The organism is Rhodanobacter denitrificans, from assembly GCF_000230695.2.
In the GTDB taxonomy this organism is placed as follows: Bacteria; Pseudomonadota; Gammaproteobacteria; order Xanthomonadales; family Rhodanobacteraceae; genus Rhodanobacter; species Rhodanobacter denitrificans.
Map to the genome: position 1 here is coordinate 4,183,367 of NC_020541.1, position 24,808 is coordinate 4,208,174.

Consider the following 24,808-nt stretch of genomic DNA (forward strand, 5'->3'; position numbering starts at 1 on the left):
TTATTCCTGATGGTTGGCGGCCGGCGCCTTGAGCGTCGGGCCGCCGTCGCCGTATGCCGGCGGTTCGATGTCGTCGAGCGCCTCGGCGTGGCTGGGGCGCGGCGGCAGCCCGCGCTCGCGCCGGATCACCTCGCCGGCCAGGCCGATGTAGGCGATCGCGCCGCGCGAGCTGCGATCGTACAGATGGATCGGCTGGCCGTGGCTGGGCGCCTCGGCCAGGCGCACGTTGCGCGGGATGATCGAGCGCAGCACCTTGTCGCCGAAGTGCTGGGTGAGCTGGGCGGAGACTTCGTTGCCGAGGTTGTTGCGCACGTCGTACATGGTGCGCAGCAGGCCCTCGATCTCCAGATGGGGGTTCAGCCGGTGGCGCACCGCCTTGATCGTGTCGAGCAGGCTGGACAGGCCTTCCAGCGCGAAGTATTCGCACTGCACCGGGATCAGCACGCCATCGGCGGCGGTCAGCGCGTTCAGCGTGAGCAGGTTCAGCGACGGCGGGCAGTCGATCAGGATGGTGTGGTAGTTCGGCGCGATCTTCGCCAGCACTTCCTTCAGCCGGTGCTCGCGCGCCAGCGCGTCCATCAGCTTCAGCTCGGCGGCGGTGAGGTCGCCGTTGCCGGGCAAGAGGTCGTAGTGCGCCTCGGTGGGCACGATCGCGGCAGCGATCTCCACTTCCTCCAGCAACACCTCGCAGCCGCTGGCCTTGATGTCGCGCTTGTTGACGCCCGAGGCCATCGTGGCATTGCCCTGCGGGTCGAAGTCGACCAGCAATACCTTGCGCTTCGCCGCGGCCAGCGCCGCGGCGAGATTGACGGCAGTGGTGGTCTTGCCGACGCCGCCCTTCTGGTTGGCGACAGCGATGATGCGGGCCATGGATGGATAGCTACCGTTCGCGAAGGACGGCTAGATTAGCATTGCCGCCGCGGCTTGCCTCCCCGGGGACTGCGCTCTCAGGTACCGATCCGCGCCCCGCTGGCGGCATCGAACAGATGCAGCCGTTCGGCCGCCAGGCCCAGCGCCAGCGTGCTGCCCGGCTCAGGCAGGGCGCGCGGCGGCACCCGCGCGACCAGCGGCTGGTCGCCGTAGCGCAGGTTCAGGAACACCTCGTGGCCGACCGGCTCGAGCACTTCCAGCCGGGCGCTCAGCGCACCGGCGCCGTCCGCCTGCGGCTGCAGGTGCTCCGGACGGATGCCCAGCACCACCTCGCGATCGCGCCACAGCTGCCACGCCGCCGCCTGCGCCGGCTCGCCCAGCGCGATGGCGCCGTGGGCGGTGGCCAGCGTCCAGCCGCCGTCGCGCTGCAACGTGCCGCGCAGCTGGTTCATCGCCGGGCTGCCGACGAAGCCGGCCACGAACAGGTTGGCCGGCCTTTCGTACAGCGCCATCGGCGTGTCGATCTGCTGGATCACCCCGCCGTCCAGCACCACGATGCGCTGGCCCAGGGTCATCGCCTCGATCTGATCGTGGGTGACATAGACCATGGTGGCGCCGAGCTGGCGGTGCAGCCGCGCGATCTCCACCCGCATCGACAGGCGCAGCTTGGCGTCCAGGTTGGACAGCGGCTCGTCGAGCAGGAACACCTTCGGGTCGCGCACCAGCGCCCGGCCCAGCGCCACGCGCTGGCGCTGGCCGCCGGACAGCGCCGCCGGGCGCGCAGCCAGCCGCGACTCCAGCTCCAGCGTCTTCGCCGCCACCGCCACGCGACGGTCGATCTCGGCCGGCTTGTGCCCGCGCAGCTTCAGGCCGAAGCCGAGGTTCTCGGCCACCGTCATATGCGGGTACAGCGCGTAGTTCTGGAACACCATCGCGATGTCGCGGTCCTTCGGCGCCACCGCGTTGACCACGCGGCCGTCGATGCTCAGCGTGCCGCCGCTGATCGACTCCAGCCCGGCGATCATGCGCAGCAGGGTGGTCTTGCCGCAGCCGGACGGCCCCACCAGCACCAGCAGCTCGCCGTCGGCGATCTCGAAACTGGCGTCGGCCACGCCGACGTGGCCGTTGGGGTAGACCTTGCGCAGCTGATCCAGGCACACGCGAGCCATCGGCGTCTCCGCTGGGGGTTGGCCACGACGGCCGGTCTTCGCCACAGCATGCACTCGTCTGCACAGCGGCGATACATTGGGCTATTCTGTCGATGTAATCGTTTACATCAAGCGCCTTGATCGCAGGACCTCCCATGACGCGCCCCAGCTTCCGCTTCCCCGACGGCTTCCATTGGGGCGCCGCCACCTCGGCCTACCAGATCGAAGGTTCCCCGCTGGCCGACGGCGCCGGCCCCAGCATCTGGCAGCGCTTCGCCCACACGCCGGGGATGATGGTCAACGGCGACACCGGCGACGTCGCCTGCGACCACTACCGCCGCTACCGTGAAGACGTGCAGCTGATGAAGGCGCTGGGCCTCAAGGGCTACCGCTTCAGCATCAACTGGGCGCGCGTGCTGCCCGAGGGCAGCGGCCGGTTCAACCCGAAGGGACTGGACTTCTATTCGCGGCTGGTCGACGAACTGCTGGAGCACGGCATCGCGCCGAACGCCACGCTGTTCCACTGGGACCTGCCGGCGGCGCTGGACGACCGCGGCGGCTGGCTCAACCGCGACAGCGCGTACTGGTTCGCCGAGTACGCCGAGGTGATGTTCAAGGCGCTGGACGACCGCGTGCCGCGCTGGTCCACACTCAACGAGCCCTGGGTGGTCACCGACGGCGGCTACCTGCACGGCGCGCTGGCGCCCGGCCACCGCAGCAAGTACGAGGCACCGATCGCCGCGCACAACCTGATGCGCGCCAGCGGCGCCGGCATCCAGGCGTACCGCGCGCACGGCAAGCACGAGATCGGCGTGGTGTTCAACATCGAACCGAAGTACCCGCACTCGGACAGCGCCGGAGACCTCGCCGCCACGGCCCGCGCGCACGCCTACATGAACCAGCAGTTCGCCGACCCGGCCCTGCTCGGCAGCTACCCGCCCGAGCTGAAGGAGATCTTCGGCGACGCCTGGCCGGATTTCCCGGCCGAGGATTTCAAGCTGACGAAGCAGCCAGTCGATTTCGTCGGCATCAACTACTACACCCGCGCGGTGGTGAAGCACGACGCGAACGCGTATCCGTTGCACGCGGTGTCGGTGCGCCAGCCGAACAGGACCTACACCGAGACCGGCTGGGAAGTGTTCGAGCAGGGCCTGACCGACACGCTGAGCTGGTTCAAGGGCCGCTACGGCGACATTCCGCTGTACATCACCGAAAACGGTTCGGCGTTCTACGACCCGCCGGTGGCCGAGGGCGAGGTGCTGGACGATCCGCTGCGCACGAACTATCTGCGCAAGCACCTCCAGGCGCTGCACCGGGCAATCGCGGCGGGCGTGAACCTGAAGGGCTACTACGCGTGGTCGCTGCTGGACAACCTGGAGTGGTCGCTGGGTTTCTCCAAGCGCTTCGGCCTGTACCACGTCGACTTCGCCACCCAGCAGCGCACGCCGAAGGCCAGCGCGAAGCTGTACGCGCAAGTGATCGAGAGCAACGGCGCAGTGCTGGACGAAGACGCGTAGGAGCCCTCGGGATTTCTCAGGCGCGGCCGAGCAGCAGCACGTGGCGCTCGGCGTCGAGCCCCGGCACCTTCAGCGCGTGGCGTTCGCGCAGCGCGAAGCCGGCCGGCACGCCGGGCAGCTCGTCGTCCGCCGGCTTGCCCTTCATCGCCAGCCAGATCCCGCCCGGCGCCAGCAGATGACCGCCCCAGGCCAGCATGTCGGCGAGGCTGGCGAACGCGCGTGCGGTGATGCAGTCGAACTGGCCCTCGACCTCTTCCACCCGCGACTGCAGCGCGCGCACGCCGTCCAGCTTCAGCGCGCGGATCGCCTCGCGCAGGAAGCGCACCTTCTTGCCGTTGGAATCGACCAGCAGGATCTGCCGCCCCGGCGCGGCAATCGCCAGCACGATGCCGGGCAGGCCGGGGCCGGTGCCGAGGTCGGCCAGAGTCGCGCCCTGCACGTACGGCAGGATCGCCAGCGAATCGAGCAGGTGACGGGTGACCATCTCCGCCGGGTCGCGCACCGCGGTGAGGTTGTAGGCCGCGTTCCAGCGTTCGAGCAGCGCCTGGTAGTCGAGCAGCCGTGGCACCGCATCGGCCGGCAGCGACAGCCCCAGCGCGGCAATGCCTTGTTCGAGTCGGGCCTGCAAGGCGTCACGCGTGGTCATGGGCTCATTTGGAGGATTGGGGGCGCAAAGTATCCGCGGGCCGCGCCGGCATTGCCAACCCCGTCAAAGGAAGACCCGCCGAAGCGGGTCGAAGGCTTGCAAATCCCCTGCGGCGCGGGCGCTCTCGGGCGCCCTGGCGCGGTGCACGACTCAGGCCACGTCGAGCTCGACCCGGGTCACCATCATGCCGCGCTCGCGCAACGAGCTGTTCAAGGACTGCTTCACTTTCGCGCCGAGGTCGCGACGGTCGGCGGCCGGCTCGCTGCGCAAGGCTTCCTGCGCGCCGCGGCGGATCAACTGGTCGACCTGCTCGAACACCGCGTCGGCACGCTCCGGCTCCAGCACCTGCCAGTACACCGTGCCGCGCACGTCGTGCGCATCGGCCAGCGGCTCCTCGAAACGCAGGGTCTGGCCGGCCAGGTTGATCTTGTGTCCGACCCGATCCAGCAGCGGCAGCACCATGTGCGTGCCGGCCTCCAGCACGCGCAGCAGTCGGCCGTGGCGATACAGGCTGTAGACCTGGCCGGCCGGCACGCGCCTGACCGCACTGGCAAGCAGGACGGCGGGGAGTGCGAGCAGCAGGGTCAGCAGAGTCGTCATGGCCTGAGAAAACAGTAGTTTGCCTCTGGTTTCTTCACTATTTGCGATAGCTTGAGGATACAGTGGCCTGAGCCCGCAAAGATTAACCTTCATTTAACGACAAAACCAAGCCTTTAACAACCGGCGCCGAGCCGGGTATTGGCGACGCCATTCACAGAATCGGAAGATCCGCACGACGGCATGCCTGAATCATGCCAACAGGCCGGCTGTTGCACCGCCGTAGTGCCTTCCTCCCGGCGCCACTGCTGTCACCACTGGCGATCCACCCGTCGCGCCAGCCACGAAGGTGCGAAAGCTGCGGCAGCGCAACAGAAAAGTTTGCTTTACAAGCACTTTACAATGCGCCATGAAAACGTTTACGTTGCCGCGGCGATGCGGTTTTCTGCACGTTTTGACCGGACACATCCAGGATGTCGGCAGCAACCATCAAAGATGTAGCGCGCGAGGCCGGGGTTTCGGTGGCCTCGGTGTCGCGTGCACTGAACGGCGGCCACGGGGTGACCGCCGAAACCAGCCGGCGCATCCATGAAGCCGCGCAACGCCTGCACTACGTGCCGCATGCCGCGGCACGCATGCTGATCACCCGCCGCACCAACACCGTCGGCGCACTGCTGCCGGACCTCTACGGCGAGTTCTTCTCCGAACTGATCCGCGGCATCGACCTGGCCGCCCGCGCGCGCGGCCTGCACCTGCTGGTGTCCAGCTCGCACGACGACGCCGACGCCGCCGCCGTTGCGCTGCGCGCGATGCAGGGTCGCGTCGATGGCCTGCTGCTGATGTCGCCACACGCCGACGCCGACTTCCTGCGGCAGAACCTGCCGCACGATCTGCCCACCGTGCTGATGAACACCCGGCCCGCCGGCAGCGACTACTGCGCGCTGTCGGTAGACAACGACGGCGGCGCCCGCCTGATGGTCGAGCACCTGCTGTCGCTGGGCCACCGGCGCATCGCCTTCATCCAGGGGCCGCCCGGCAACCGCGACGCCGGCGAGCGCGAGCACGGCTACCGCGAGGTGCTGGCCAGCCACACGCCGGGCAGCCCCGCGATCACCCTGGAAGGCGATTTCAGCGAGGAATCCGGCTACCGCGCCGGCCGGCAGGTGCTGGCGATGCGGCCGCGACCGGACGCCGTGTTCGCTGCCAACGACATGATGGCGATCGGCTGCATGGCGGCGCTGCGCGAGGCCGGCATCTGCGTGCCGGAAGAGATCGCCATCGGCGGTTTCGACGACGTGCCGATGGCGCGTTACGTGACGCCTTCGCTGACCACCATCCAGGTGCACATCGCCGAGCTCGGCAGCCAGGCGATGGCGCTGCTGGGCGAGCAGATCGACCACCCCGGCAGCGTGCCCGCCGGCACCCGACGCCACGTCGGCGCCGAGCTGGTCGTGCGCGCCTCCAGCGGGGCGGCGATCGCGTAGCGACACCGACAGTTTGACGACGCGGGATCGCGTCGGATGGAAGCGCCCGCGACAACCGGGCAGCTGGCGCGAAGGGATCGAGGGAATCTGCCGACGGGCAACACCCCAGCAACGCGGCAACAGAAAAGTCCGAACTACTTGCAACGACCTACGGGAGAGGATCAGCTCATGGCCAACCAACGCACGCTACCCAGGCACATCTCACTGGCCCTCGCCGGCCTGCTGCTCACCACGCTCGCGCTGCCGGGCGTGCAGGCCCAGACCAGCACGGCGACCCTGCGCGGCCGCGTCAGCGCCGCACAGGGGCAGGTACCCACCGAGGTCGTCGCCACCAATGTCGCCACCGGCTTCGTCAGCAAGGCCAGGGTCAACGCCGACGGCAGCTATACCCTGGCCGGACTGGCGCCAGGCAGCTACACCATCAGCTCCGGCGGCGCCAGCCGGACCGTCACCGTGCAGGTCGGCCAGTCGCTGAACCTGAACCTGGACGCCGCCGCCGCGCCAAGCACCGCCAGCGCCACCACCCTGCAAAGCGTCACGGTGAACGCAGCCACGCTGGTCGAGACGCGCACCTCGGAGGTGGCCACCAACGTCACCCAGAAGCAGATCCAGACGCTGCCGCAGAACGAGCGCAACTTCCTCGACTTCGCCAAGCTGGTGCCGGGCGTGGTCACCTCGCGTGATCCCACCCAGAAAACCTTCTCCTCGGGTGGCCAATCGGCCGAGAATGTAAACGTTTTCATCGACGGCGCCAGCCTGAAGAACAACGTGCTCAAGGGCGGCATCGCCGGGCAGGATTCCACCCGCGGCAACCCGTTCTCGCAGGAGGCGGTGCAGGAATTCCGCGTGCTGACCAACAACTACAAGGCCGAGTACGAGCAGGCCGGCACCGCGATCATCACCGCGGTCACCAAGTCGGGCACCAACGAGTTCCACGGCTCGCTGTACGACTACTACCAGAACCAGGGGATGATCGCGCAGAACTCGTTCGACAAGAAAAACCACGTCAAGAAGCCCGACTACAAGCGCGAGCAGCGCGGCTTCACGCTGGGCGGCCCGATCATCAAGGACGTGGCGCAGTTCTTCATCAACTACGAGGAGCGCAAGGACACCGCCAACAACACGGTGCAGATCAACGACCCGCGCTTCGCCCAGTACAACGGCACCTTCTCGGCGCCGTTCAACGAGAAGGCCTTCTTCGGCAAGTTGAGCTGGCAACCGAACCACGACAACAACGTCGACCTCAGCCTGACCACCCGCCGCGACAGCGAGCAGCTCGGCTTCGGCGGCACCACCGCCTACAGCGCGCGCAGCAACCGCAAGAACAACGTCGACGACCTGCTGGTGAAGTGGCAGTCGCGCGGCGACAGCTGGATCAACGACCTGCTGCTCGATGCCGGCATGGCGAAGTGGCACCCGACCTCGGCCGAGTCCGGCTCGGTGCGCCGCATCTACGACCCGGGCATCGCGGTGATCGGCAGTGGCAGCGACCTGCAGGACAAGGGCCAGGACCAGCGCACCCTGCGCGACGACTTCACCTGGTTCGGCCTGCCCGACCACACCATCAAGGCGGGCATCAAGTACGCCGCCTACGGCATCACGCTGGAACAGAACAGCGCCACCGTGCCCACCTACTACTTCCAGGAAGGCGCGGCCTTCCCCGGCGGCTTCAACTCGCCGTACAAGGCGGTGTACTCGCCCACCGGCGCCAGCGCGAACCTGCACACCAACCAGCTCGGCCTGTACGTGCAGGACGACTGGGATGTCACCGAGCGCCTGCAGCTGAACCTGGGCCTGCGCTGGGACTACGAGACCAATGCGCTGAACAAGGACTACGTGACGCCGGCGGTGCAGATCCCCACGCTGGAATACCTGGGCCTGCAGGACTACATCAGCACCGGCCACAACCGCGACGGCTACAAGGGTGCGATCCAGCCGCGGCTGGGCTTCTCGCTGGACGTCAGCAAGGACGGCGACCAGAGCACCACCATCTTCGGCGGTGCCGGCCGCTACTACGACCGCACGCCGTTCGACTGGATCAGCCAGGAGGAACTGCACTCGCTGGTGCCGAACTACACCTTCCTGTTCAGTCCGGGCGGTGTCACCCCCGGCACCATCGCGTGGGATCCGAGCTACGTCACCCCGGCCGGCCTCAACAGCCTGCTGGCCTCCGGCCAGGCCGGCTTCAGTTCCGAGATCGACGTGGTCAACAACCACACGAAGCCGCCGCACACCGACCAGTTCAGCCTGGGCGTGCGCCAGCTGATGGGCGACTGGACCGCGTCGCTGACGCTGGCCCGCGTGCTCGGCTACGACCAGTTCACCTGGGTGTGGAACCGCCTGCCGGAGCCGGGCTTCGTGCTCAACCAGATGCCGGGAAGCCCGTATGGCGTGGTGCTGCACAACACCGACAAGAAGACCCAATCCAGCAGTGTGCTGATCAGCATCGACAAGCCGTACACCGAGGCCTCCGGCTGGGGCGTGGGGCTGGCCTATACCTATCAGCGCGCGCGCCAGCAAGGCAACGACAACTACTCGCTGGACTACGTCGATCCGGCCGGCTACCCCGCCGGCCACGTCGGCGAGAAGCAGCACCTGGTGCTGAACGGCATCGTGCGCGGACCGTGGGACACCCGCCTGACCGGCATCTTCACCTACGGCTCCGGCCTGCCCTACGACTACTTCGCCAACGTGCCGGGCTGCGACTACAACTGCATCTTCTTCCACAACGGCAAGTACGGGCAGAAGTACCTCAACCTCGACCTGTCGATCGCCAAGGAATTCCGCTGGGGCGAGAGCCAGGCGCTGGAGCTGCGCTTCGACGTGATGAACGTATTCAACCGCGACGTCGACAACGGCTATATCAACAACCAGTACAACTGGGGCACCACCAACCCGAACCCCGACTTCGGCCGCGCCACCAGCGCCGACCCGAACCAGACCCGCCGCTTCCAGATCGGCGCGCGCTACACGTTCTGATCCAGCCGCGGCAGCCGGCATCGCCGCTTCGCCCGTCCGCCCGCAGACTGCGGGCGGACGTTTGAACGGCCCCGTGAATCCGTGTGAAGCTGCGGGTCCGCTGGGCTGCAAATGCAACCTACGGCAGACCCCATGACGCTTTTCCCACGGCCAAGGCGGCTGTTATCGCTACTGCTCGGTTTCGCCCTGATCCTCGCGGCCCCGGCCAGCCCGGCCTGGCAGGCGCAGCCCGCCGCCGTCACCCAGGCCCGCGCGCCGGTCGTGCCGGCGCTGGTCGACGATCTCGAACAGCGCAGCTTCCGTTTCTTCTGGGACAGCGCAAACCCGGCCAACGGGTTGGTCCCCGATCACTATCCCGGCGAGTCGTTTTCCAGCATCGCCGCGGTTGGCTTCGGCCTGACCGCCTACGGCGTCGGCGTGGAGCGCGGCTACATCAGCCGCGCGCAGGCGATCGAACGCACCCTGGCCACGCTGCGCTTCTTCGACACCGCGCCGCAGAACGCGAGCGAGGACGAGGCCAGCGGCTACCGCGGCTTCTTCTACCACTTCCTCGACATGCGCAGCGGCAAGCGCTACGCGCGCTGGACCGAGTTGTCCACGGTGGACACCACCCTGCTGCTCGGCGGCGTGCTGTTCGCGCAGTCGTACTACGACCGCGACACGCCGGCCGAACGCACGATCCGCGTGCTGGCCGACCGCATCTACCGCCGCGTCGACTGGCGCTGGGCGCAGGCGCGCCCGCCACTGATCAGCATGGGCTGGACACCCGGCGGCCGCTTCATCCCGAGCGACTGGGAGGGCTACAACGAGGCCATGCTGCTGTACGTGCTGGCGCTGGGCTCGCCCACCCACCCGGTCGACGGCGACGCCTGGCGCGCATGGACCCGCACCTACGACCGCCACTGGGGCAGGTTCGAAGGCCAGCAGCTGCTGAACTTCGGCCCGCTGTTCGGCCACCAGTACAGCCATGCGTGGATCGACTTCCGCGGCATCCGCGACGCCTGGAGCCGCGCGCACGACCTGGACTACTTCGAGAACAGCCGCCGCGCGGTGATCGCCCAGCGCAACTACGCCATCGCCAACCCAGGCCGCTGGAGCGGCTACGGCCCGAACGTGTGGGGGCTGACCGCCAGCAACGGCCCCGGCGGCTTCGTGGTGGAAGGCCACGGCCGGCGCGAGGCGTTCCACGGCTACACCGCGCGCGGCGCCGGACTCGGCTACCTGGTCGACGACGGCACCATCGCGCCGACCGCCGCCGCCGGCTCGATCGCGTTCGCGCCGGAGCTGGTGATCCCGGCGCTGGAAGAAATGAAGCGCCGCTACGGCAAGGCCATCTACGGCGAGTACGGCTTCGTCGACGCGTTCAACCCCAGCTTCCACGTGCAGACTCCACTGCGTACCGGCAAACTGCTGCCGATGGGCTGGGTCGACACGGTGTACCTGGGCATCGATCAGGGTCCGATCGTGTTGATGATCGAGAACTGGCGCAGCGACTTCGTGTGGAACGTGATGAAGAAGAATCCGTACATCCGCCGGGGACTCCAACGCGCCGGCTTCGCCGGCGGCTGGCTGGACGCGGGGGCCGCGGAAAAATGAAACCGGGCGGGCGCCCGCGGCGGCCGTGGCGCGGTCGGTGGCTGGCCGCGATCGCCGCGGGCAGCGTGCTGCTGGGCGGCTGTTCACCGGCACCGGCGGGACACGAACTCACCTTCTGGACCATCGGCCGCGAGGGCGAGGCGATCGCCCAGCTGCTGCCGGCGTTCGAGCGCGCGCACCCGGGCATCACGGTGAAAGTGCAGCAGCTGCCGCTGACCGCGGCGCACCAGAAGCTGCTCACCGCGTTCGCCGGCAACTCCACGCCGGACCTCAGCCAGCTCGGCAACACCTGGCTGCCCGAGCTGGCCGCGCTGCAGGCACTGGAACCGCTGCAGGCACGCGTGGACGCCTCGGCTGTGGTGCAACCGCGCGACTACTTCGCCAGCATCTGGGCCACCAACGTGATCGACGGCACCTTGTACGGTGTGCCGTGGTACGTCGACACGCGGCTGCTGTTCTACCGCAAGGATCTGCTTGCGGCCGCCGGCTTCGCCGCGCCGCCGCGCAACTGGGCCGAGTGGCGGCGCCAGCTCGCCGCGCTGAGCGAGCCGGCGCGGCACCGCTACGGCATCCTGCTGCCGACCAACGAGTACGAGCAGCTGATGTCGCTGGCGCTGCAGCAGAGTGAACCGCTGCTGCGCGACGGCGGCCGCTACGGCAACTTCGAGAGCGCCGGCTTCAAGCGCGCGCTGAGCTTCTACGTCGACACGTTCAAGCTGCAGCAGGCGCCGGCGATCACCAACGTGGAGGCCGGCAACCCGTGGACGGAATTCGGCCGCGGCGTGTACGCGTTCTACCTGTCCGGGCCGTGGAACCTCGGCGAATTCCGCTCGCGCCTCCCGGCATCGCAGCAGGACGACTGGGCCACCGCGCCGCTGCCCGGCCCCGACGGCGCCGGCATCGGTGTGGCCGGCGGCTCCAGCCTGGTGATCTTCCGCGCCTCGAAGCACAAGGACGCCGCCTGGCAGCTGATCGAGTACCTGTCGCAGCCGGCGGTGCAGCAGCGCTTCTACGAGCTGCTCGGCGACCTGCCGCCGCGGCGCAGCTCGTGGGAGGACCGTGCGCTGCGCGACGATCCGAAACTGCGCGCGTTCCGCGAGCAGCTGGAACAGGTGCGGCCAGCCCCGCCGGTGCCGGAGTGGGAGCGCATCGCCAACGAGATGCAGCTGGTCGCCGCCGAGGCGATCGCCGGCCGGCTGAGCATCGACCAGGCCGCGGCCGAGATCGATCGGCGCACCGACGCGATCCTGGCCAAGCGCCGCTGGGTGCTCGACCACGCACGCGAGCGCACGCCGTGAAGCCGCCGCGCAGCGCCTGGCTGTTCCTCGCCCCGGCACTGGTCGTGCTGGGCGTGTTTTTCCTGCTGCCGGTGCTGGCCGCGCTGGTGCTCAGCCTCACCGACTACGACCTCTACGCGCTGGCCGACCTGCGCAACCTGCGCTTCGTGGGCTTCGGCAACTACTGGGCGCTGCTGCAGCGGCCGCTGTTCTGGTCGGCGCTGGGCCACACCGTGTATTTCGTGGCGGTGGGCGTGCCGCTGTCGATGGGCGCCTCGCTGGGTGCGGCGCTGCTGCTGAACTCGCCGCTGGCGCGCTGCAAGGCGCTGTTCCGCACCGCGCTGTTCGCCCCGGTGGTGACCACGGTGGTGGCGGTGGCGGTGATCTGGCGCTACCTGTTCAACACCAGGTACGGCATGGCGAACCATCTGCTGGACCTGCTCGGCATCCACCCGATCGACTGGCTGGGCGATCCGCACTGGGCGATGCCGACCATCATCGCGTTCGCGGTGTGGAAGAACTTCGGCTACAACATGATCATCTTCCTGGCCGGGCTGCAGGCGATCCCGCCGGAGCTGTACGAAGCCGCGCGCATCGACGGCGCATCAAGCTGGCGGCAGTTCCGCCACATCACCCTGCCGATGCTGAAACCGACCCTGCTGATGGTGGCGATCCTTACCGTGTCGGGCTACTTCCAGCTGTTCGCCGAGCCCTACGTGATGACCGAGGGCGGCCCGCTGCAGAGCACGGTGAGCGTGCTGTACCTGATGTACGACGACGGCTTCAAGTGGTGGAACCTCGGCTCCGCCTCGGCGGTGGCGTTCCTGCTGTTCCTGCTCATGTTCGCGGCGACCGTGCTGATGCTGAAACTGTCGCGACGCGGCGAGCATCCTGATGGAGGGCCGGCATGAGTCCGCGACTGATGAAGGCGATCATCAACGGCCTGCTGATCGGCGGCGCGGTGGTCGCGCTGTTCCCGCTGCTGTGGATGCTGTCGGTGTCGTTCATGGTGCCGGGCGAGGCCAGCGCGCTGCCGCCGCCGCTGCTGCCGGCGCATGCCACGCTCGGCAACTACCGCGAGCTGTTCGTGCGCGCCGGCATGGGCCGCTACCTGCTCAACAGCGTGCTGGTGGCCGGTGCGGTCACCGCACTGTCGCTGGTCTTCAACCTGATGGCCGGCTACGCCTTCGCCAAGCTGCGCTTCGCCGGGCGCGAACGATTGTTCCGCGCGCTGCTCGGCGCGCTGGTGATCCCGGCGCAGGTGGCGATGCTGCCGCTGTTCCTGCTGCTGAAATACATGGGCCTGGTCAACAGCTACGCCGGCGTGGTGGCGCCGGCGCTGGCCAGCGTGTTCGGCATCTTCCTGGTGCGCCAGTACGCGCGCGGCATCCCCGACGAACTGCTGGAGGCCGCGCGCATCGACGGCGCCGGCGAGTGGCACATTTTCACGCGGATCGTGCTGCCGCTCTTGAAGCCGATCATCGTGACGCTGGCGATCTTCACTTTTCTCGCCGCCTGGAACGACTTCATGTGGCCGCTGATCGCGCTGACCGGGCAGGAGCACTACACGCTGCCGATCGGGCTGGCCTCGCTGGCGCGCGAGCACGCGCAGGACAGCGAGCTGATGATGGCCGGCTCGGTGGTCACCGTGCTGCCGGTGCTGGCGCTGTTCCTGTCGCTGCAGCGCTACTACCTCGAAGGGTTGCTGCTCGGCAGCGTGAAGGGCTGAGCGCGCTCCGGCGCGAGCGCGCGCTCCTCGCGTGGCCTTGCCTAGAACTTCCCGGCGCGGAAGTCGGCGATCGCCTGGTGGATCTGCTCGGGCGTGTTCATCACGAACGGCCCGTAGCGCGCCACGGTTTCATTCAGCGGCCGGCCGGCGACCACCAGCAGGCGCGATGACTGGTCGCCGCCGACCAGTTGCAGCTGGCTGCCTTCGGACAGCACGCCCAGCTCGCTGCGACGCAACTGCTCGCCGCCGACCAGGGCCGATTCGCCTTCGAACACGTAGGCGAAGCCGTGATGGCCGGTCGGCAGCTCCAGCGTGAATTGCGCGCCCGCTTGCAGGGCCACGTCCAGATAGATCGGCGCGGTGACGATGCCCTCGACCGGGCCGGTGGCGCCGGCCAGCTCGCCGGCGATCACCTTCACTTCGACGCCGTCGGCCGGACGCACGACCGGAATGCGCTCCGGGCCAATGTCCTGGTAGCGCGGCGCGGTCATCTTGTCCTTCGCCGGCAGGTTCACCCATAACTGGAAGCCCCACATCAGACCGTTCTCCTGCTGCGGCATCTCCGAGTGCAGGATGCCGCGGCCGGCGGTCATCCACTGCACGCTGCCGGCCACCAGGTCGCCGCGGTTGCCGTGGTTGTCGCCGTGCTGCATGTGGCCGGCCAGCATGTAGGTGACCGTCTCGAAGCCGCGATGCGGGTGCTCGGGGAAGCCGGCGATGTAGTCGTCGGCGCTGTCGGAGTGGAACTCGTCCAGCAGTAGGAACGGGTCGAGCATGTCCAGCGCGGGCTGGCCGATGATGCGCTTGAGCTTCACGCCAGCGCCGTCGGACGTGTCCATGCCGCGGAAGCGGCGGGTGATGTGGCGATCGCTCATGGGGTGCTCCGGCTGGGAAGACATGCCCGCCAAGATGGTCCTGTTCGCGCTCCAATCCAAGCGGCGTCACCGGAACGGATCGTTCCGGTGGCGCGACACCGGCTCAGTCGAGCCAGCGAAAGGCCCGGCGCAACTCGGCCATGGCGTGGTCCGGAAACCAGCGCCCGTGCGCCAGCACCACGCGCTGCGGCCGCCACGCCAGCATCCGTGCCAGGCAAGCGCGCGCCTGGCGTTTGCGGCCCAGAAAGGTCAGGCGCATGTCCGATGGCGCCTTGCCATCGGGATCCAGTACGCCACCCAGCCGGGCCAGCCAGCGCATCGGGCCGTGCAGCCTGGCGAGTTCAAAATTCTCGATCAGGTCGGTGAGGATCAGCGTACCGCTGGCGCCATGCAGGAACACGAACTCCTGCATGACGCGACTGCCGCGGAAGCGCAGCTGCTCGATGCTGCCGGCCCAGTCTGGTGGCGGCGCATCGTCCAGATCGGCGTCGAAATGCACCTCGATCCGCTGGCTGGCAGCGCGCTGGCGCACCCCGGGCGAAGCCCACGCCGTGGCGTGCGGATAGCGCCGCTTCCACGCGGCGATGTGGGCGTAATGAAGCAGGTTGGGCGACACCAGGTGGTGCACCGGGCCGAGCGCATCGATCGCCTCGAACAGGTCCGCGTCGGGCGCGATCGGCGAGTGGCACCACAGCCCGCCGTCAGGCAACCGCACCACCGTCATGCGGGTAGGGAACGGCATGCGCAGGCCCAGCGCCGCCATCGCCACCACCGGACCGTCGACGATCCAGATGCCGGCGGCGACCGGCTTCAACGTGTTGAGCGGGGTATACAAGCCGAGTTCCGTCACGAATGACCTCGCGGGTGCTGCAGGAGCCCGCTTGCGGGCGATGGTTTGCTCCGGTTCCCGAATCCGATTCCCGGCCCTCAATGCACCCAGTGGCCGCTGCGCTGGCGCGGCGGCGAACTGTCGTCGTCGTCGGCTGGACGCTGCTGCAGCACCATCGCCTCGACTTCCGCCTCGGTGGCGGGCTTGGCCTGCCAATACTGGTTCACCGCGCCGAGCACGGCCGGCACCTGGGCCAGGCATTCGTCGTATTCGTCGTCGCTGAGCTTCTCGAACTCGGCGTCGGCGCTGAGGATGCCTTCGTCCACCGCCAGCGCCATCACCGGGCCGAGCAGTTCCATCAGCTGCGGATCCTCGGCCAGCCGGCTCTCCCACAGCCCGGCGCGCAGGTCGATGCCGCGGCTGAAACCTTCGCACCAGCCGGCGGCGGACAGCATCGGGCCGCCCTCCAGCTCGACCTCGCCGAGGATCGGCTCGTAGGCGTCGACCTCGAGCTCGGCGACGATCGAATCGTTGAGCTTGGCCAGCAGTGCCAGCACCCGGTTGCCTTCGTCCTCGTCGGTGAACGGCTCGTGCAGCACCTCGGGCAGCCACTCGTCCGGCAGCACCAGCAGCGGGCCGACTGCCAGCGCCGAGAGCAGGCCGTGCACGCCATCCAGCAGCAGGTCGCCTTCGCCGGTGTGCGCGCGCAGGTAGCGGTCCAGTTCATCCAGCTCGTTGTCGTCCAGCGAGCTGGGCCATTCGCTTTTTGCAGTCATGTCGTTCGGAGATCCAGGTCCAGCGTCACCGGCGTGTGGTCCGAAGGTCGCTCCCAGCGGCGCGGCTCACGGTCGATCGCCGCCGCGGTGGCGGCGGATTTCAGGGCATCGCCGATCAGGATCAGATCGATGCGCAGACCCATGTTGCGGCGGAACGCGGCCTGCCGGTAATCCCACCAGCTGTAGTGCCCGGGCTCCGCCTGGAACAGCCGGAAGCTGTCGTGCAGGCCGAGGTCGGTGATCGCCTTCAGCGCGGCGCGCTCCGGCGGCGAGCACAGGATGTCCGCGCCCCAGGCCACCGGGTCGTAGACGTCGCGGTCGTCCGGGCAGATGTTGAAGTCTCCCAGCACGACCAGGTTCGGGTGGCGTTCCAGCTCATGCGCCAGGAACTCGCGCACCTTGGCCAGCCAGTCCAGCTTGTACGCGTACTTCTCGTCGCCGACCGCCTTGCCGTTGACTACATAGAGATTCACCACGCGCAGCGTCTGCCGCGGACCCGAGGCGGGGTCGCCGACGCTGGCGGCGAGGATCCGTCGCTGCGGATCATGCAGGCCGGGAATGTCGGTGACCACCTCGCCAAAGTCGTCATGGACGCCGTCGCGGGCCAGGATCGCCACCCCGTTGTAGGTCTTCTGGCCCGAATACACCGCCCGATAGCCCGCCGCCGCCAGCTCGTCCACCGGAAACTTCGCGTCCTCCAGCTTGGTTTCCTGCAGCGCCACCACGTCCGGCCGCGTGTCGGCCAGCCACTGGGTCAGCTGCGGCAGGCGCACCTTCAGCGAGTTGACGTTCCACGAGGCGATCTTCATGGCGCCATTGTACGGGATGCGCCGCTGGCCCCCGCGGCGCGGGCAGGTTTGACCGGGCGGCGAGCCAAGATGAACGGAGGCGGTGAAAAACCCCCCGGAACGCTTGTTCCAGTGTATGCTGTCCGAGCAAGAATCCGAGGAAACTCCTATTTTTGCTTCTTTTGCGGCCCGTGCCTTGCGCACCCGGACGCAAACACTTCCATGCTTCAAAGGTAAAGTTACATGTCGGATCGTCAGAGCGGTACAGTCAAGTGGTTCAACGACGCCAAGGGTTTTGGCTTCATCACCCCGGAAAGCGGTGATGACCTGTTCGTGCATTTCCGCGCGATCCAGGGCACGGGCTTCAAGTCCCTGCAGGAAGGTCAGCGCGTCACGTTCATCGTCACCAAGGGCCAGAAAGGCCTGCAGGCTGAGGAAGTCCAGGCGGTCTGAAGTCCCACGGACTCCAAACCCCTGAAAAAAAGCCCGCTTCGGCGGGTTTTTTTTGCTTCACAGGAGCCCGCTGACGGGCTCCCGTGGACGGGCCGGCGATGGTGTTCAGGCCAGCCCGTGGCTGCGCAGCAACGCCTCCGGTTCCGGCTTGCGGCCGCGGAAGGCGACGAAACTTTCCAGCGCCGGGCGGCTGGCGCCGACGGCAAGAAACTCGCGGCGGAAGCGCTCGCCGGTGGCGCGGTCGATCACGCTGCCACCTTCTGCCGCGCGCTGCTCGAACGCACCGAACGCGTCGGCACTGAGCAGTTCGGCCCACAGGTAGCTGTAGTAACCGGCCGCGTAGCCGCCGGCGAAGATGTGGCTGAAGCCGTGCGGGAAGCGCTGCCACGCTGGCGGGTGCAGCACCGCGACCTGCTTGCGCACGTCTTCCAGCACGGCCAGCGCGCGCGCACCCTGCGCCGGGTCGTACTCCAGGTGCAGCAGGAAATCGAACAGCGCGAATTCCAGCTGGCGCACCAGGAACAGGCCGGCGTGGAAGTGCCGCGCCGCCAGCATGCGTTCGAACAGTTCGTCGGGCAGCCGTTCGCCGGTCTGCCAGTGCCGGGCGAACAGGTCCAGCGCCTCGCGGTTCCAGCCGAAGTTCTCCATGAATTGGCTGGGCAGCTCCACCGCATCCCATTCCACGCCGTCGATGCCGCCGATCGAGGGCAGCGCAATCTCGGTGAGCAGGTGGTGCAGGCCGTGGCCGAATTCGTGGAACAGGGTCAGCACGTCGTCATGGGTGAGCAGGGCCGGCTTGCCCTCGGTGGGCGGCGCGAAGTTGCAGGTGAGGAACGCCACCGGCAGCTGCATGTGCTCACCATCGTCGAAGCGGGCACGGCAGACGTCCATCCATGCGCCGCCGCGCTTGCCGTTGCGTGCGTAGAGATCCACGTAGACACCGGCGAACACGCGGCCGGCGGCGTCGCGCACGTCGTAGTAGCGCACCCCGGGATGCCACACGTCGACGCCCTCGCGCACGGCGAGGGTGATGCCGTAGAGTTTTTCGGCGAGGCCGAACAGGCCGTCGATCACCGCCGGCAGCGGGAAGTACGGCTTCAGCTGTTCCTCGTCCAGCGCGTAGTCGCGCTGGCGCAGCTTCTCCGCGGCGTAGCCGACGTCCCACGATTCGAGGTTGTCGAGTTTCAGCTCGGTGCTGGCGAACTCGCGCAGCCGCGCCAGCTCGCGCTGCGCCACCGGCTTCGCGCGTACGGCCAGGTCGTGCAGGAATTCCAGCACCTCGGTCGGCGAGGCGGCCATCTTGGTCGCCAGCGACTCCTCCGCCGCATTGGCGAAGCCGAGCAGCTGCGCCGCCTCGTGCCGCAGCGCCATGATCCGCTCGATGCGCGCGCCGTTGTCGAACTTGCCCGCGTCCGGCCCCTGGTCGGAGGCGCGCGTCTGGTAGGCCCAGTACACCCGCTCGCGCAGGCCGCGGTTGTCGGCATAGGTCAGCACGGCCTGCACGCTGGGCTGCTTCAGGGTGACCAGATAGCCGTCCAGCTGCTGGTCCTCCGCGTATTGGCGCAGCACCGCGCGGCCGGACTCGGGCACGCCGGCAAGGTCGCGCTCGTCGGTGACGTGTTCGTGCCACGCCTCGCTGGCATCCAGCACGGCATTGGAGAATTCGGTGGAAAGGCGGCTCAGCTCGACCCCGATCGCGCGGAAGCGCGAACGCGCCGGCTCCTCCAGCGCCACGCCGGACAAGCGGAAATCGCGCAGCGCATGTTCGACCAGCGCGCGCTCGGGCCGCGGCAGCGCGGCGAAATCCGCCGCCGCGGCCAGCGCCTGCACCGCGGCGTACAGCTCGCGGTTCTGGCCCAGCTCGATCGCGTGCTCGGTGAGCTTCTCCTCGGCCGGCCCGTAGACCTTGCGCAAGGCTTCGCTGTCGGCCACCGCATGCAGGTGCGACACCGGCGCCCAGGCCCGCGCCAAGCGCTGCTCCAGCCGCTCCTGGGTCAGCATCACGTGGCCGAAATCGCGCGGCGCGCCGGGCGCGACCAGCGCGTCGATGCCGGCGCGATAGTCGGCCAGGAGGGCGTCGATCGCCGGCTCGACGTGTTCGGGAAGGATCTGCGCGAACGCCGGCAGCGTGTCGTCGGCCAGCAGCGGGTTGGGGTGACTCATGGACGCTCCTTTGCGAAGCCGCCAGCGTGGCGACCCCGCCGGCCGAAATCAAGCGCGGCGGCGTGACGGCGCCGCTAGAATGCCCGGATGAATCCCCTGCGCAGCTTCAAGGGCATCGCGCCCCGCCTCGGCCAGCGCGTCTACCTCGACCCCGCCGCCAGCGTGATCGGCGACGTGGCGCTCGGCGACGACGTCTCGATCTGGCCCGGCGCGGTGCTGCGCGGCGACGTCAACCATATCCGTGTCGGTGCGAAGACCAGCATCCAGGACGGCGCGATCGTGCACGTCGCCCACGCCGGCCCATACGGCCCGGGCTACCCGTGCCTGATCGGCGAGGGCGTCACCGTCGGCCATGCCGCGGTGGTGCATGCCTGCACGATCGGCGACTACTGCCTGATCGGCATGCACGCCAGCGTGCTGGATGGCGCGGTGGTGATGAAGCACGGCTTCGTCGGCGCCGGCGCGCTGGTGCCGCCGGGCAAGATGGTCGGCGAGCGCGAGCTGTGGCTGGGCAACCCGGCAAAGTTCGTGCGCCTGCTCAGCGACCGCCAGATCGAGCAGCTGCACTATTCCGCCGATCACTACGTGCGCCTGAAGGACGCCTACCTGGCGTCCGCCTGAGGCGGTGTCACAGCGCCGCGCCGCGCGCGGCGTTCGCCTGGCGGATACGCTCGGCTTCCGCCTCGTGCTGCCGCGCCTCGATGTTGCGCGCGGCGGAAAGTTTGCCGCCGAGCAGGGCGAGGGTGAAGTTGTCGCGGTCGAACTCGCGCAGCAGGTCGATCTCGCGGCGCGCTTCGTCCAGCCCCTTCTGGTTGATGGTGCGCTCGATCTCCTCCGAGGCTCGCGGGAACGATTCGCGCAGGGCCTCGTTGGCGGTCTTGTTGTCCGGCTCCAGCTGCAGCACGCTGAGGTAGAACTCGAAGGCATTGCTGCCGGCCGGCGCGACCAGCCGCCCGTCGTGCATCGCGTCGCGGGCCAGGCCGAGCAGGATCGCGCTGCCGCTTTGCGCGTCGTCGCCTGGCGCCCCTGCCGCACCCGCCGCGGCGGGTGCGGCCACATTCAACGTGGCGTTCGTCGTCGCCCGGGTGTACCAGAAGACGCCGCCGACGCCGGCCAGCAGGAGCAGACAGACAAGCGTGATCGCGTATCGGTGCGATACGACGGGAAGAAAACGGGGCATGACACCTGCTGCGCAAACCGGTCCCGCACGCTGGAGCCCGCGTCATCGACACGCTCCCGGCGGATGCCGCCATCATCGCCGGGCCATGTTTCAGCCGCGTGGCGGCACCGCCTCAGCGCGCGGCCGTAGCCGCTTCCAGCTGCGCCAGCCAGGCCAGCGCATGGGCGCGATCCGCGCCGCACATCGCCGGCTCTGCACCCAGGCGGCGGCAAACCGCGGGCCGCTCGGGGCGACCGAAGATCGCGCAGCGGTGGTCGTCGGTGAGCTGCACGCAGCGCACGCCGGCCGGCTTGCCATCGGGCATGCCGGGGATCGGCGAACTGATCGAGGGGGCGATGCAGCAGGCGCCGCAGCCGGCACGACAAGCCAGCGCGTTCACGCGGACTGCCGGCGCAGCGCCTGGTACACCGGCTCGGTATCCGGGCGCCGGCCATGCCACAGCGCGAACGCATCGGCCGCGGTTTCCACCAGCATGCCGAGGCCGTCGAACGCGTAACGTGCGCCGGCCGTCGTCGCCCAGCTCAGGAAGCTGCTGGCGGCGGTGCCATAGGAAAGGTCGTAGCACAGCGCGCGCGCGCCGACCAGCGAGGGCGGCAACTGCAGCGACACGCCCAGCACGCCGGCCGAGGTGGCGTTGACGATCAGGTCGTAGCTGCCGATGCCGGCCAGGTCGGACCAGTAGCGGGTGTGCGCACGCGCCGGCTCGCCGATCGCGTCGGCCAGCGCGTCGGCCGACGTGGCGGTGCGGCTGACGATGGTCAACGTCGCCACGCCGGCGTCCAGCAGGTTCCACGCCACGCCGTGCGCGGCACCGCCGGCGCCCAGCAGCAGCGCGGTGTGGCCGCGCAGATCCAGCCCGTGGCGCTCGGTGAGGTCGCGCACCAGGCCGTCGCCATCGGTGTTGTGCGCGGCCAGCCGGCCGGCGACCAGCGCGGTCAGCACGTTCGCGCTGCCGGCGCGGGTGGCCGCCACGCTGCGTTCGTCCGCCAGCGCGAAGGCGGCGGCCTTGTGCGGCAGGGTGACGTTGGCGCCGCGGCCGCCGTCGGCGAAGAAGCGTCGCACCGCCGCGGCAAACCCGGCCGGTTCCACGTCGATCGCACGGTACGTCAGCTCGATCTCGAACTGTCGCGCGAAGGCCTGGTGGATGGTCGGCGACAGGCTGTGCGCGATCGGATGGCCGAACACGGCGAACTGGGCGACTGGCATGAAGATCCCCGAGGAAGGTCCGGCCACCATTCTACAAGGCGGATTTTCTGCACGTCGCAGCCGGTGAGATGGGGGCGCGGCACCTTGCGGCCACCTTCCGGTGGAAAACTCCCATGCGCCCGCAAGTCCTGCCTTCGCCGCACCACCAGCGCCTGCTCGGCGCCGCCGCACTGTGGCTGCTCGGTGGCGGCACGTTGCTGCTGAGCACGCTGGTGCCGGCGCACACCATGCTGCTCGGCTGGACGCCGGCGTTCTGGCTGCTGGGGGCACCGCTGGTCGTGCTGCTGGCGCTGGAACCCTCCTGGCCGCGGCAGCTGCTGGCGCTGTGCCGGCCACGCCGGCGCACGGTCCGCGGCGCAGCCTGGCACTGAGGCGGCCGGGAAACCGCTCCGTCAGCGGACGCCGTCACCCTGGCGCTTGCGCTCCATCCGGCGCAGGAACTCCCGCATCACGCGCAGATACAGCTCCTCGCCGAGGTAGGCGTCCTCGACGCCGGCGTCGATCGACGGGTTGTCGTTCACCTCGATCACCACCGGCTTGCTGCCGACCTGCTTCAGGTCGACACCGTAGAGACCGTCGCCGATCGGCTGGGTCGCCTTCAGCGCCAGCTTGACCACCGCCGCCGGCGCCTCCTTCAGCGCGATGGTCTCGAAGCCGCCGGATTTTGCCGTGCCCTTGGCACCGTGGTTGTAGATCTGCCAGTGGCCGCGCGACATGTAGTATTTGCAGGCGTAGATCGGCTCGCGATTGAGTACGCCGATGCGCCAGTCGAACTCGGTGTAGACGTATTCCTGCGCCAGCAGCAGCGCACTGTGCTGGAACAGGCCGCTGGCCGCGTGTGCCAGCGCGTCCTCGTCCTCGACCTTGACCACGCCGCGCGAGAACGAGCCGTCCGGGATCTTCAGCACCAGCGGGAAGCCGAGCCGGGCCACCACTTCCTTCATGCCCTTGCTGTCGTCGCGGTAGAGGATTTCCGTACGGGGGACAGCCAGCTTGCGCGAGACCATCAGGTCGTTGAGGTAGATCTTGTTGGTGCAGCGCAGGATCGAGCTGGGGTCGTCGATCACCACCATGCCTTCCTTCTCGGCGCGGTGGGCGAAGCGGTAGGTGTGGTTGTCGGACGCGGTGGTCTCGCGGATAAACAGGCCGTCGTATTCGGCCAGGCGCTGGTAGTCGTTCTTGCCGATCGGGTCGACCTCGATGCCGAGCTCCCTGCCGGCGGCGACGAAGGACTTCAGCGCCTTCTTGTTCGACGGTGGCATCTGCTCCTTCGGGTCGACCAGCATCGCCAGGTCGTAGCGGAACTGGCGCCGCGCGCGCGGCTTGCGCCACAGCTTGCGCGAGAAGCGGTCGAGCTCCTCGGCGAACGCGTCCTCCTGGGTGTCGACCAGGGTGTGCAGGCCGACCGGCTTGATCGAGCTGACCTGCCACACGCGGTCGCGCTCGAACTCGATGCGCAGCAGCGGGCAGGGGAACATTTCGAACACCTGCCGGGCCAGGTCCTGCAGCGCCGGGTAGGCCGTCTCGCCAAAATAGACCAGGGTGCCGAAATCGGTGGTGTCGCGGCCGCCGGCCGGCAGGAAGTGGGTGAGCTTCTGGTTGAGGTCGTCGATGTCCAGGCCGTACAGCGAGCGCCGGCGCAGGTCGTTCACCGTGCGCACCGACGGCATCACCTTGTGCCCGCGCGCCTCGGCCAGCAGCGACACGTAGTAGCCGGTGCCCAGGTACTTGTAGCTGCGGCACAGGTTGATCACGTGGGTGCGTTCGTCGTCGCCGCCGACCGGCTTGCGCAGATAGTCCATCGCGCTCATCACGTCGACGGACGGGTAGTACGAACTCCAGTCGGAAGCTTTTTCGACAACGATGACCAGACGGGTCATGGCACCACTCGGGCGATACGGCGATGGCGGGCCGCCCCGGCGCAGCGTGGGGCAGGGCGTGCAAAACGCGCAGTTTGGCACAGCGCCGGCACGGCACAAGGGCACGCGCTGAAGGGCGAGTGAACGGCACCGGCGCGGCGCGGCAAGGCGGAATCGCCCGCATCGGCGCGGCTGCCTGCTAGAGTCCGCGCGTGCCGACCGCCCTGCCCCCGCCATCCCCCGCCCACGGCCGCCGCATCGCCGCGGGACCGGCCGACCTGCCGTCGGCAACCAGCGGCCCGCGCGTGCGCCGCGCCGCCGCATCCGACCTGGACGAGCTGGTCGCGCTGGAACAACGCAGCTTCAGCAGCGACCGGCTGAGCCGTGCGCAATACCGCCGCCACCTGGACAGCGACTCCGCCCTGGTACTGGTGGCCAGCGCCAACCATCACCTTTTCCTCGGCAGCGCCGTGCTGTTCTTCCGCAAGCGCAGCGCGGTGGCCCGCCTGTACTCGCTGGCCACCGCGCCGGAGGCACGCGGCCAGGGCGTCGGTGCCGCGCTGCTGGCCGCGGTGGCCGACGCCGCGCGGCGCCGCGGCTCGCGCGCACTGAAACTGGAAGTGCGCACCGACAACGCCGCCGCGATCCGGCTGTACGAACGCCACGGCTTCCGCCGCATCGCCCGCTACGCGCGCTACTACGAAGACGGCGCCGATGCCTGGCGCTACGAGCAGACGCTCGACTGACCCGCGCGACGGTGCGCCAGATCGGCCTTGCGCGGCCTGATGTACATCAGGTCGCGCGAGGCCCGGCGCCGGCACAATGGCGGGGATGTCGGCGGCGTGGTTGGCCGGGGCCGCGGCGACCGTGCCGCGGTTTCCCGCGCGCCACGCGCT

Annotated in this window: 24 protein-coding genes; 11 read left to right on the forward strand and 13 right to left on the reverse strand. The window is 68.8% G+C overall.

The genetic code is table 11. From position 1 onward, the window contains the following. Both R2APBS1_RS19030 and R2APBS1_RS19035 read right to left on the reverse strand, forming a co-directional pair. Positions 1–870 (reverse strand): ParA family protein, encoded by an 870-nt coding sequence (locus R2APBS1_RS19030; protein WP_015449184.1) that lies wholly within the window; start codon positions 868–870, stop codon positions 1–3. Positions 871–947: 77 nt separating this feature from the next. After that, on the reverse strand, positions 948–2,039 hold the full coding sequence (locus R2APBS1_RS19035; protein WP_015449185.1) for an ABC transporter ATP-binding protein: 1,092 nt from the start codon (positions 2,037–2,039) through the stop codon (positions 948–950). Positions 2,040–2,173: 134 nt separating this feature from the next. Here R2APBS1_RS19035 and R2APBS1_RS19040 point away from each other — a divergent pair, with 134 nt between their 5' ends. Then, on the forward strand, positions 2,174–3,535 hold the full coding sequence (locus tag R2APBS1_RS19040; protein ID WP_015449186.1) for a GH1 family beta-glucosidase: 1,362 nt from the start codon (positions 2,174–2,176) through the stop codon (positions 3,533–3,535). Between the two features lie 16 nt (positions 3,536–3,551). Here the strand turns inward: R2APBS1_RS19040 and rsmG are convergent, their stop codons facing one another. Both rsmG and R2APBS1_RS19050 read right to left on the reverse strand, forming a co-directional pair. Further along, entirely contained in the window at positions 3,552–4,181 is a 630-nt protein-coding gene (gene rsmG, locus R2APBS1_RS19045; protein ID WP_007512215.1) for a 16S rRNA (guanine(527)-N(7))-methyltransferase RsmG, read from the reverse strand. 150 nt (positions 4,182–4,331) lie between these two features. Further along, positions 4,332–4,781, reverse strand: coding sequence for an SPFH domain-containing protein (locus R2APBS1_RS19050; protein ID WP_007512213.1), 450 nt, complete (start codon positions 4,779–4,781; stop codon positions 4,332–4,334). Positions 4,782–5,191: 410 nt separating this feature from the next. Between R2APBS1_RS19050 and R2APBS1_RS19055 the strand changes: the two genes are divergently transcribed. The 6 genes from R2APBS1_RS19055 (at position 5,192) to R2APBS1_RS19080 (ending at position 13,783) form a co-directional block, all read left to right on the forward strand. Further along, positions 5,192–6,202, forward strand: coding sequence for a LacI family DNA-binding transcriptional regulator (locus R2APBS1_RS19055; protein WP_007512211.1), 1,011 nt, complete (start codon positions 5,192–5,194; stop codon positions 6,200–6,202). A gap of 168 nt (positions 6,203–6,370) precedes the next feature. Then, complete coding sequence (locus R2APBS1_RS19060) at positions 6,371–9,181, forward strand: TonB-dependent receptor (protein ID WP_015449187.1); 2,811 nt, start codon at positions 6,371–6,373, stop codon at positions 9,179–9,181. A gap of 132 nt (positions 9,182–9,313) precedes the next feature. Further along, complete coding sequence (locus R2APBS1_RS19065; protein ID WP_015449188.1) at positions 9,314–10,777, forward strand: glucoamylase family protein; 1,464 nt, start codon at positions 9,314–9,316, stop codon at positions 10,775–10,777. Beyond that, a complete protein-coding gene (locus R2APBS1_RS19070) occupies positions 10,774–12,075 on the forward strand; it encodes a sugar ABC transporter substrate-binding protein (protein ID WP_015449189.1) in 1,302 nt (433 codons plus the stop codon). Before R2APBS1_RS19065 ends, R2APBS1_RS19070 begins: the two co-directional genes overlap by 4 nt. Next, entirely contained in the window at positions 12,072–12,965 is an 894-nt protein-coding gene (locus R2APBS1_RS19075) for a carbohydrate ABC transporter permease (RefSeq protein ID WP_007512203.1), read from the forward strand. The genes R2APBS1_RS19070 and R2APBS1_RS19075 overlap by 4 nt, the downstream gene beginning before the upstream one ends. After that, complete coding sequence (locus R2APBS1_RS19080) at positions 12,962–13,783, forward strand: carbohydrate ABC transporter permease (RefSeq protein WP_015449190.1); 822 nt, start codon at positions 12,962–12,964, stop codon at positions 13,781–13,783. Before R2APBS1_RS19075 ends, R2APBS1_RS19080 begins: the two co-directional genes overlap by 4 nt. A gap of 41 nt (positions 13,784–13,824) precedes the next feature. Here the strand turns inward: R2APBS1_RS19080 and R2APBS1_RS19085 are convergent, their stop codons facing one another. The 4 genes from R2APBS1_RS19085 to xth form a co-directional block, all read right to left on the reverse strand. Continuing rightward, on the reverse strand, positions 13,825–14,658 hold the full coding sequence (locus tag R2APBS1_RS19085; RefSeq protein WP_015449191.1) for a pirin family protein: 834 nt from the start codon (positions 14,656–14,658) through the stop codon (positions 13,825–13,827). Positions 14,659–14,761: 103 nt separating this feature from the next. Continuing rightward, complete coding sequence (locus tag R2APBS1_RS19090; RefSeq protein WP_015449192.1) at positions 14,762–15,508, reverse strand: DUF4336 domain-containing protein; 747 nt, start codon at positions 15,506–15,508, stop codon at positions 14,762–14,764. Between the two features lie 77 nt (positions 15,509–15,585). Then, positions 15,586–16,263, reverse strand: a complete 678-nt coding sequence (locus tag R2APBS1_RS19095) for a YecA/YgfB family protein (RefSeq protein ID WP_015449193.1) — start codon at positions 16,261–16,263, stop codon at positions 15,586–15,588. Continuing rightward, positions 16,260–17,072 (reverse strand): exodeoxyribonuclease III, encoded by an 813-nt coding sequence (xth, locus tag R2APBS1_RS19100; RefSeq protein WP_007512191.1) that lies wholly within the window; start codon positions 17,070–17,072, stop codon positions 16,260–16,262. Before xth ends, R2APBS1_RS19095 begins: the two co-directional genes overlap by 4 nt. Before the next feature lie 222 nt (positions 17,073–17,294). Here xth and R2APBS1_RS19105 point away from each other — a divergent pair, with 222 nt between their 5' ends. Continuing rightward, positions 17,295–17,504, forward strand: a complete 210-nt coding sequence (locus R2APBS1_RS19105; protein ID WP_007512189.1) for a cold-shock protein — start codon at positions 17,295–17,297, stop codon at positions 17,502–17,504. Positions 17,505–17,609: 105 nt separating this feature from the next. Here the strand turns inward: R2APBS1_RS19105 and R2APBS1_RS19110 are convergent, their stop codons facing one another. Continuing rightward, positions 17,610–19,667 carry a M3 family metallopeptidase gene (locus R2APBS1_RS19110; RefSeq protein ID WP_015449194.1) on the reverse strand — a complete coding sequence of 686 codons (2,058 nt, stop codon included), beginning with the start codon at positions 19,665–19,667 and terminating at the stop codon, positions 17,610–17,612. Positions 19,668–19,754: 87 nt separating this feature from the next. Between R2APBS1_RS19110 and R2APBS1_RS19115 the strand changes: the two genes are divergently transcribed. Further along, positions 19,755–20,288 carry a gamma carbonic anhydrase family protein gene (locus R2APBS1_RS19115; protein ID WP_015449195.1) on the forward strand — a complete coding sequence of 178 codons (534 nt, stop codon included), beginning with the start codon at positions 19,755–19,757 and terminating at the stop codon, positions 20,286–20,288. A 7-nt stretch (positions 20,289–20,295) separates the two neighbouring features. Here the strand turns inward: R2APBS1_RS19115 and R2APBS1_RS19120 are convergent, their stop codons facing one another. The 3 genes from R2APBS1_RS19120 to aroE all read right to left on the reverse strand — a co-directional run bounded on the left by R2APBS1_RS19120 (position 20,296) and on the right by aroE (position 22,053). After that, positions 20,296–20,847 carry a hypothetical protein gene (locus R2APBS1_RS19120; RefSeq protein ID WP_015449196.1) on the reverse strand — a complete coding sequence of 184 codons (552 nt, stop codon included), beginning with the start codon at positions 20,845–20,847 and terminating at the stop codon, positions 20,296–20,298. A gap of 112 nt (positions 20,848–20,959) precedes the next feature. Beyond that, complete coding sequence (locus R2APBS1_RS19125; protein WP_015449197.1) at positions 20,960–21,226, reverse strand: YkgJ family cysteine cluster protein; 267 nt, start codon at positions 21,224–21,226, stop codon at positions 20,960–20,962. Beyond that, on the reverse strand, positions 21,223–22,053 hold the full coding sequence (aroE, locus tag R2APBS1_RS19130; protein WP_015449198.1) for a shikimate dehydrogenase: 831 nt from the start codon (positions 22,051–22,053) through the stop codon (positions 21,223–21,225). The genes R2APBS1_RS19125 and aroE overlap by 4 nt, the downstream gene beginning before the upstream one ends. Positions 22,054–22,166: 113 nt before the next feature. Here aroE and R2APBS1_RS19135 point away from each other — a divergent pair, with 113 nt between their 5' ends. Next, positions 22,167–22,424: a hypothetical protein gene (locus tag R2APBS1_RS19135; RefSeq protein ID WP_007515133.1), complete on the forward strand. Its 258-nt coding sequence runs from the start codon at positions 22,167–22,169 to the stop codon at positions 22,422–22,424. 21 nt (positions 22,425–22,445) lie between these two features. On the opposite strand, the gene R2APBS1_RS19140 is transcribed toward R2APBS1_RS19135, so the two are convergent. Continuing rightward, positions 22,446–23,933, reverse strand: a complete 1,488-nt coding sequence (locus tag R2APBS1_RS19140) for a RimK family alpha-L-glutamate ligase (protein WP_007515131.1) — start codon at positions 23,931–23,933, stop codon at positions 22,446–22,448. 191 nt (positions 23,934–24,124) lie between these two features. Here R2APBS1_RS19140 and R2APBS1_RS19145 point away from each other — a divergent pair, with 191 nt between their 5' ends. Next, positions 24,125–24,658: a GNAT family N-acetyltransferase gene (locus R2APBS1_RS19145; protein ID WP_015449199.1), complete on the forward strand. Its 534-nt coding sequence runs from the start codon at positions 24,125–24,127 to the stop codon at positions 24,656–24,658. Positions 24,659–24,808: the final 150 nt, after the last annotated feature.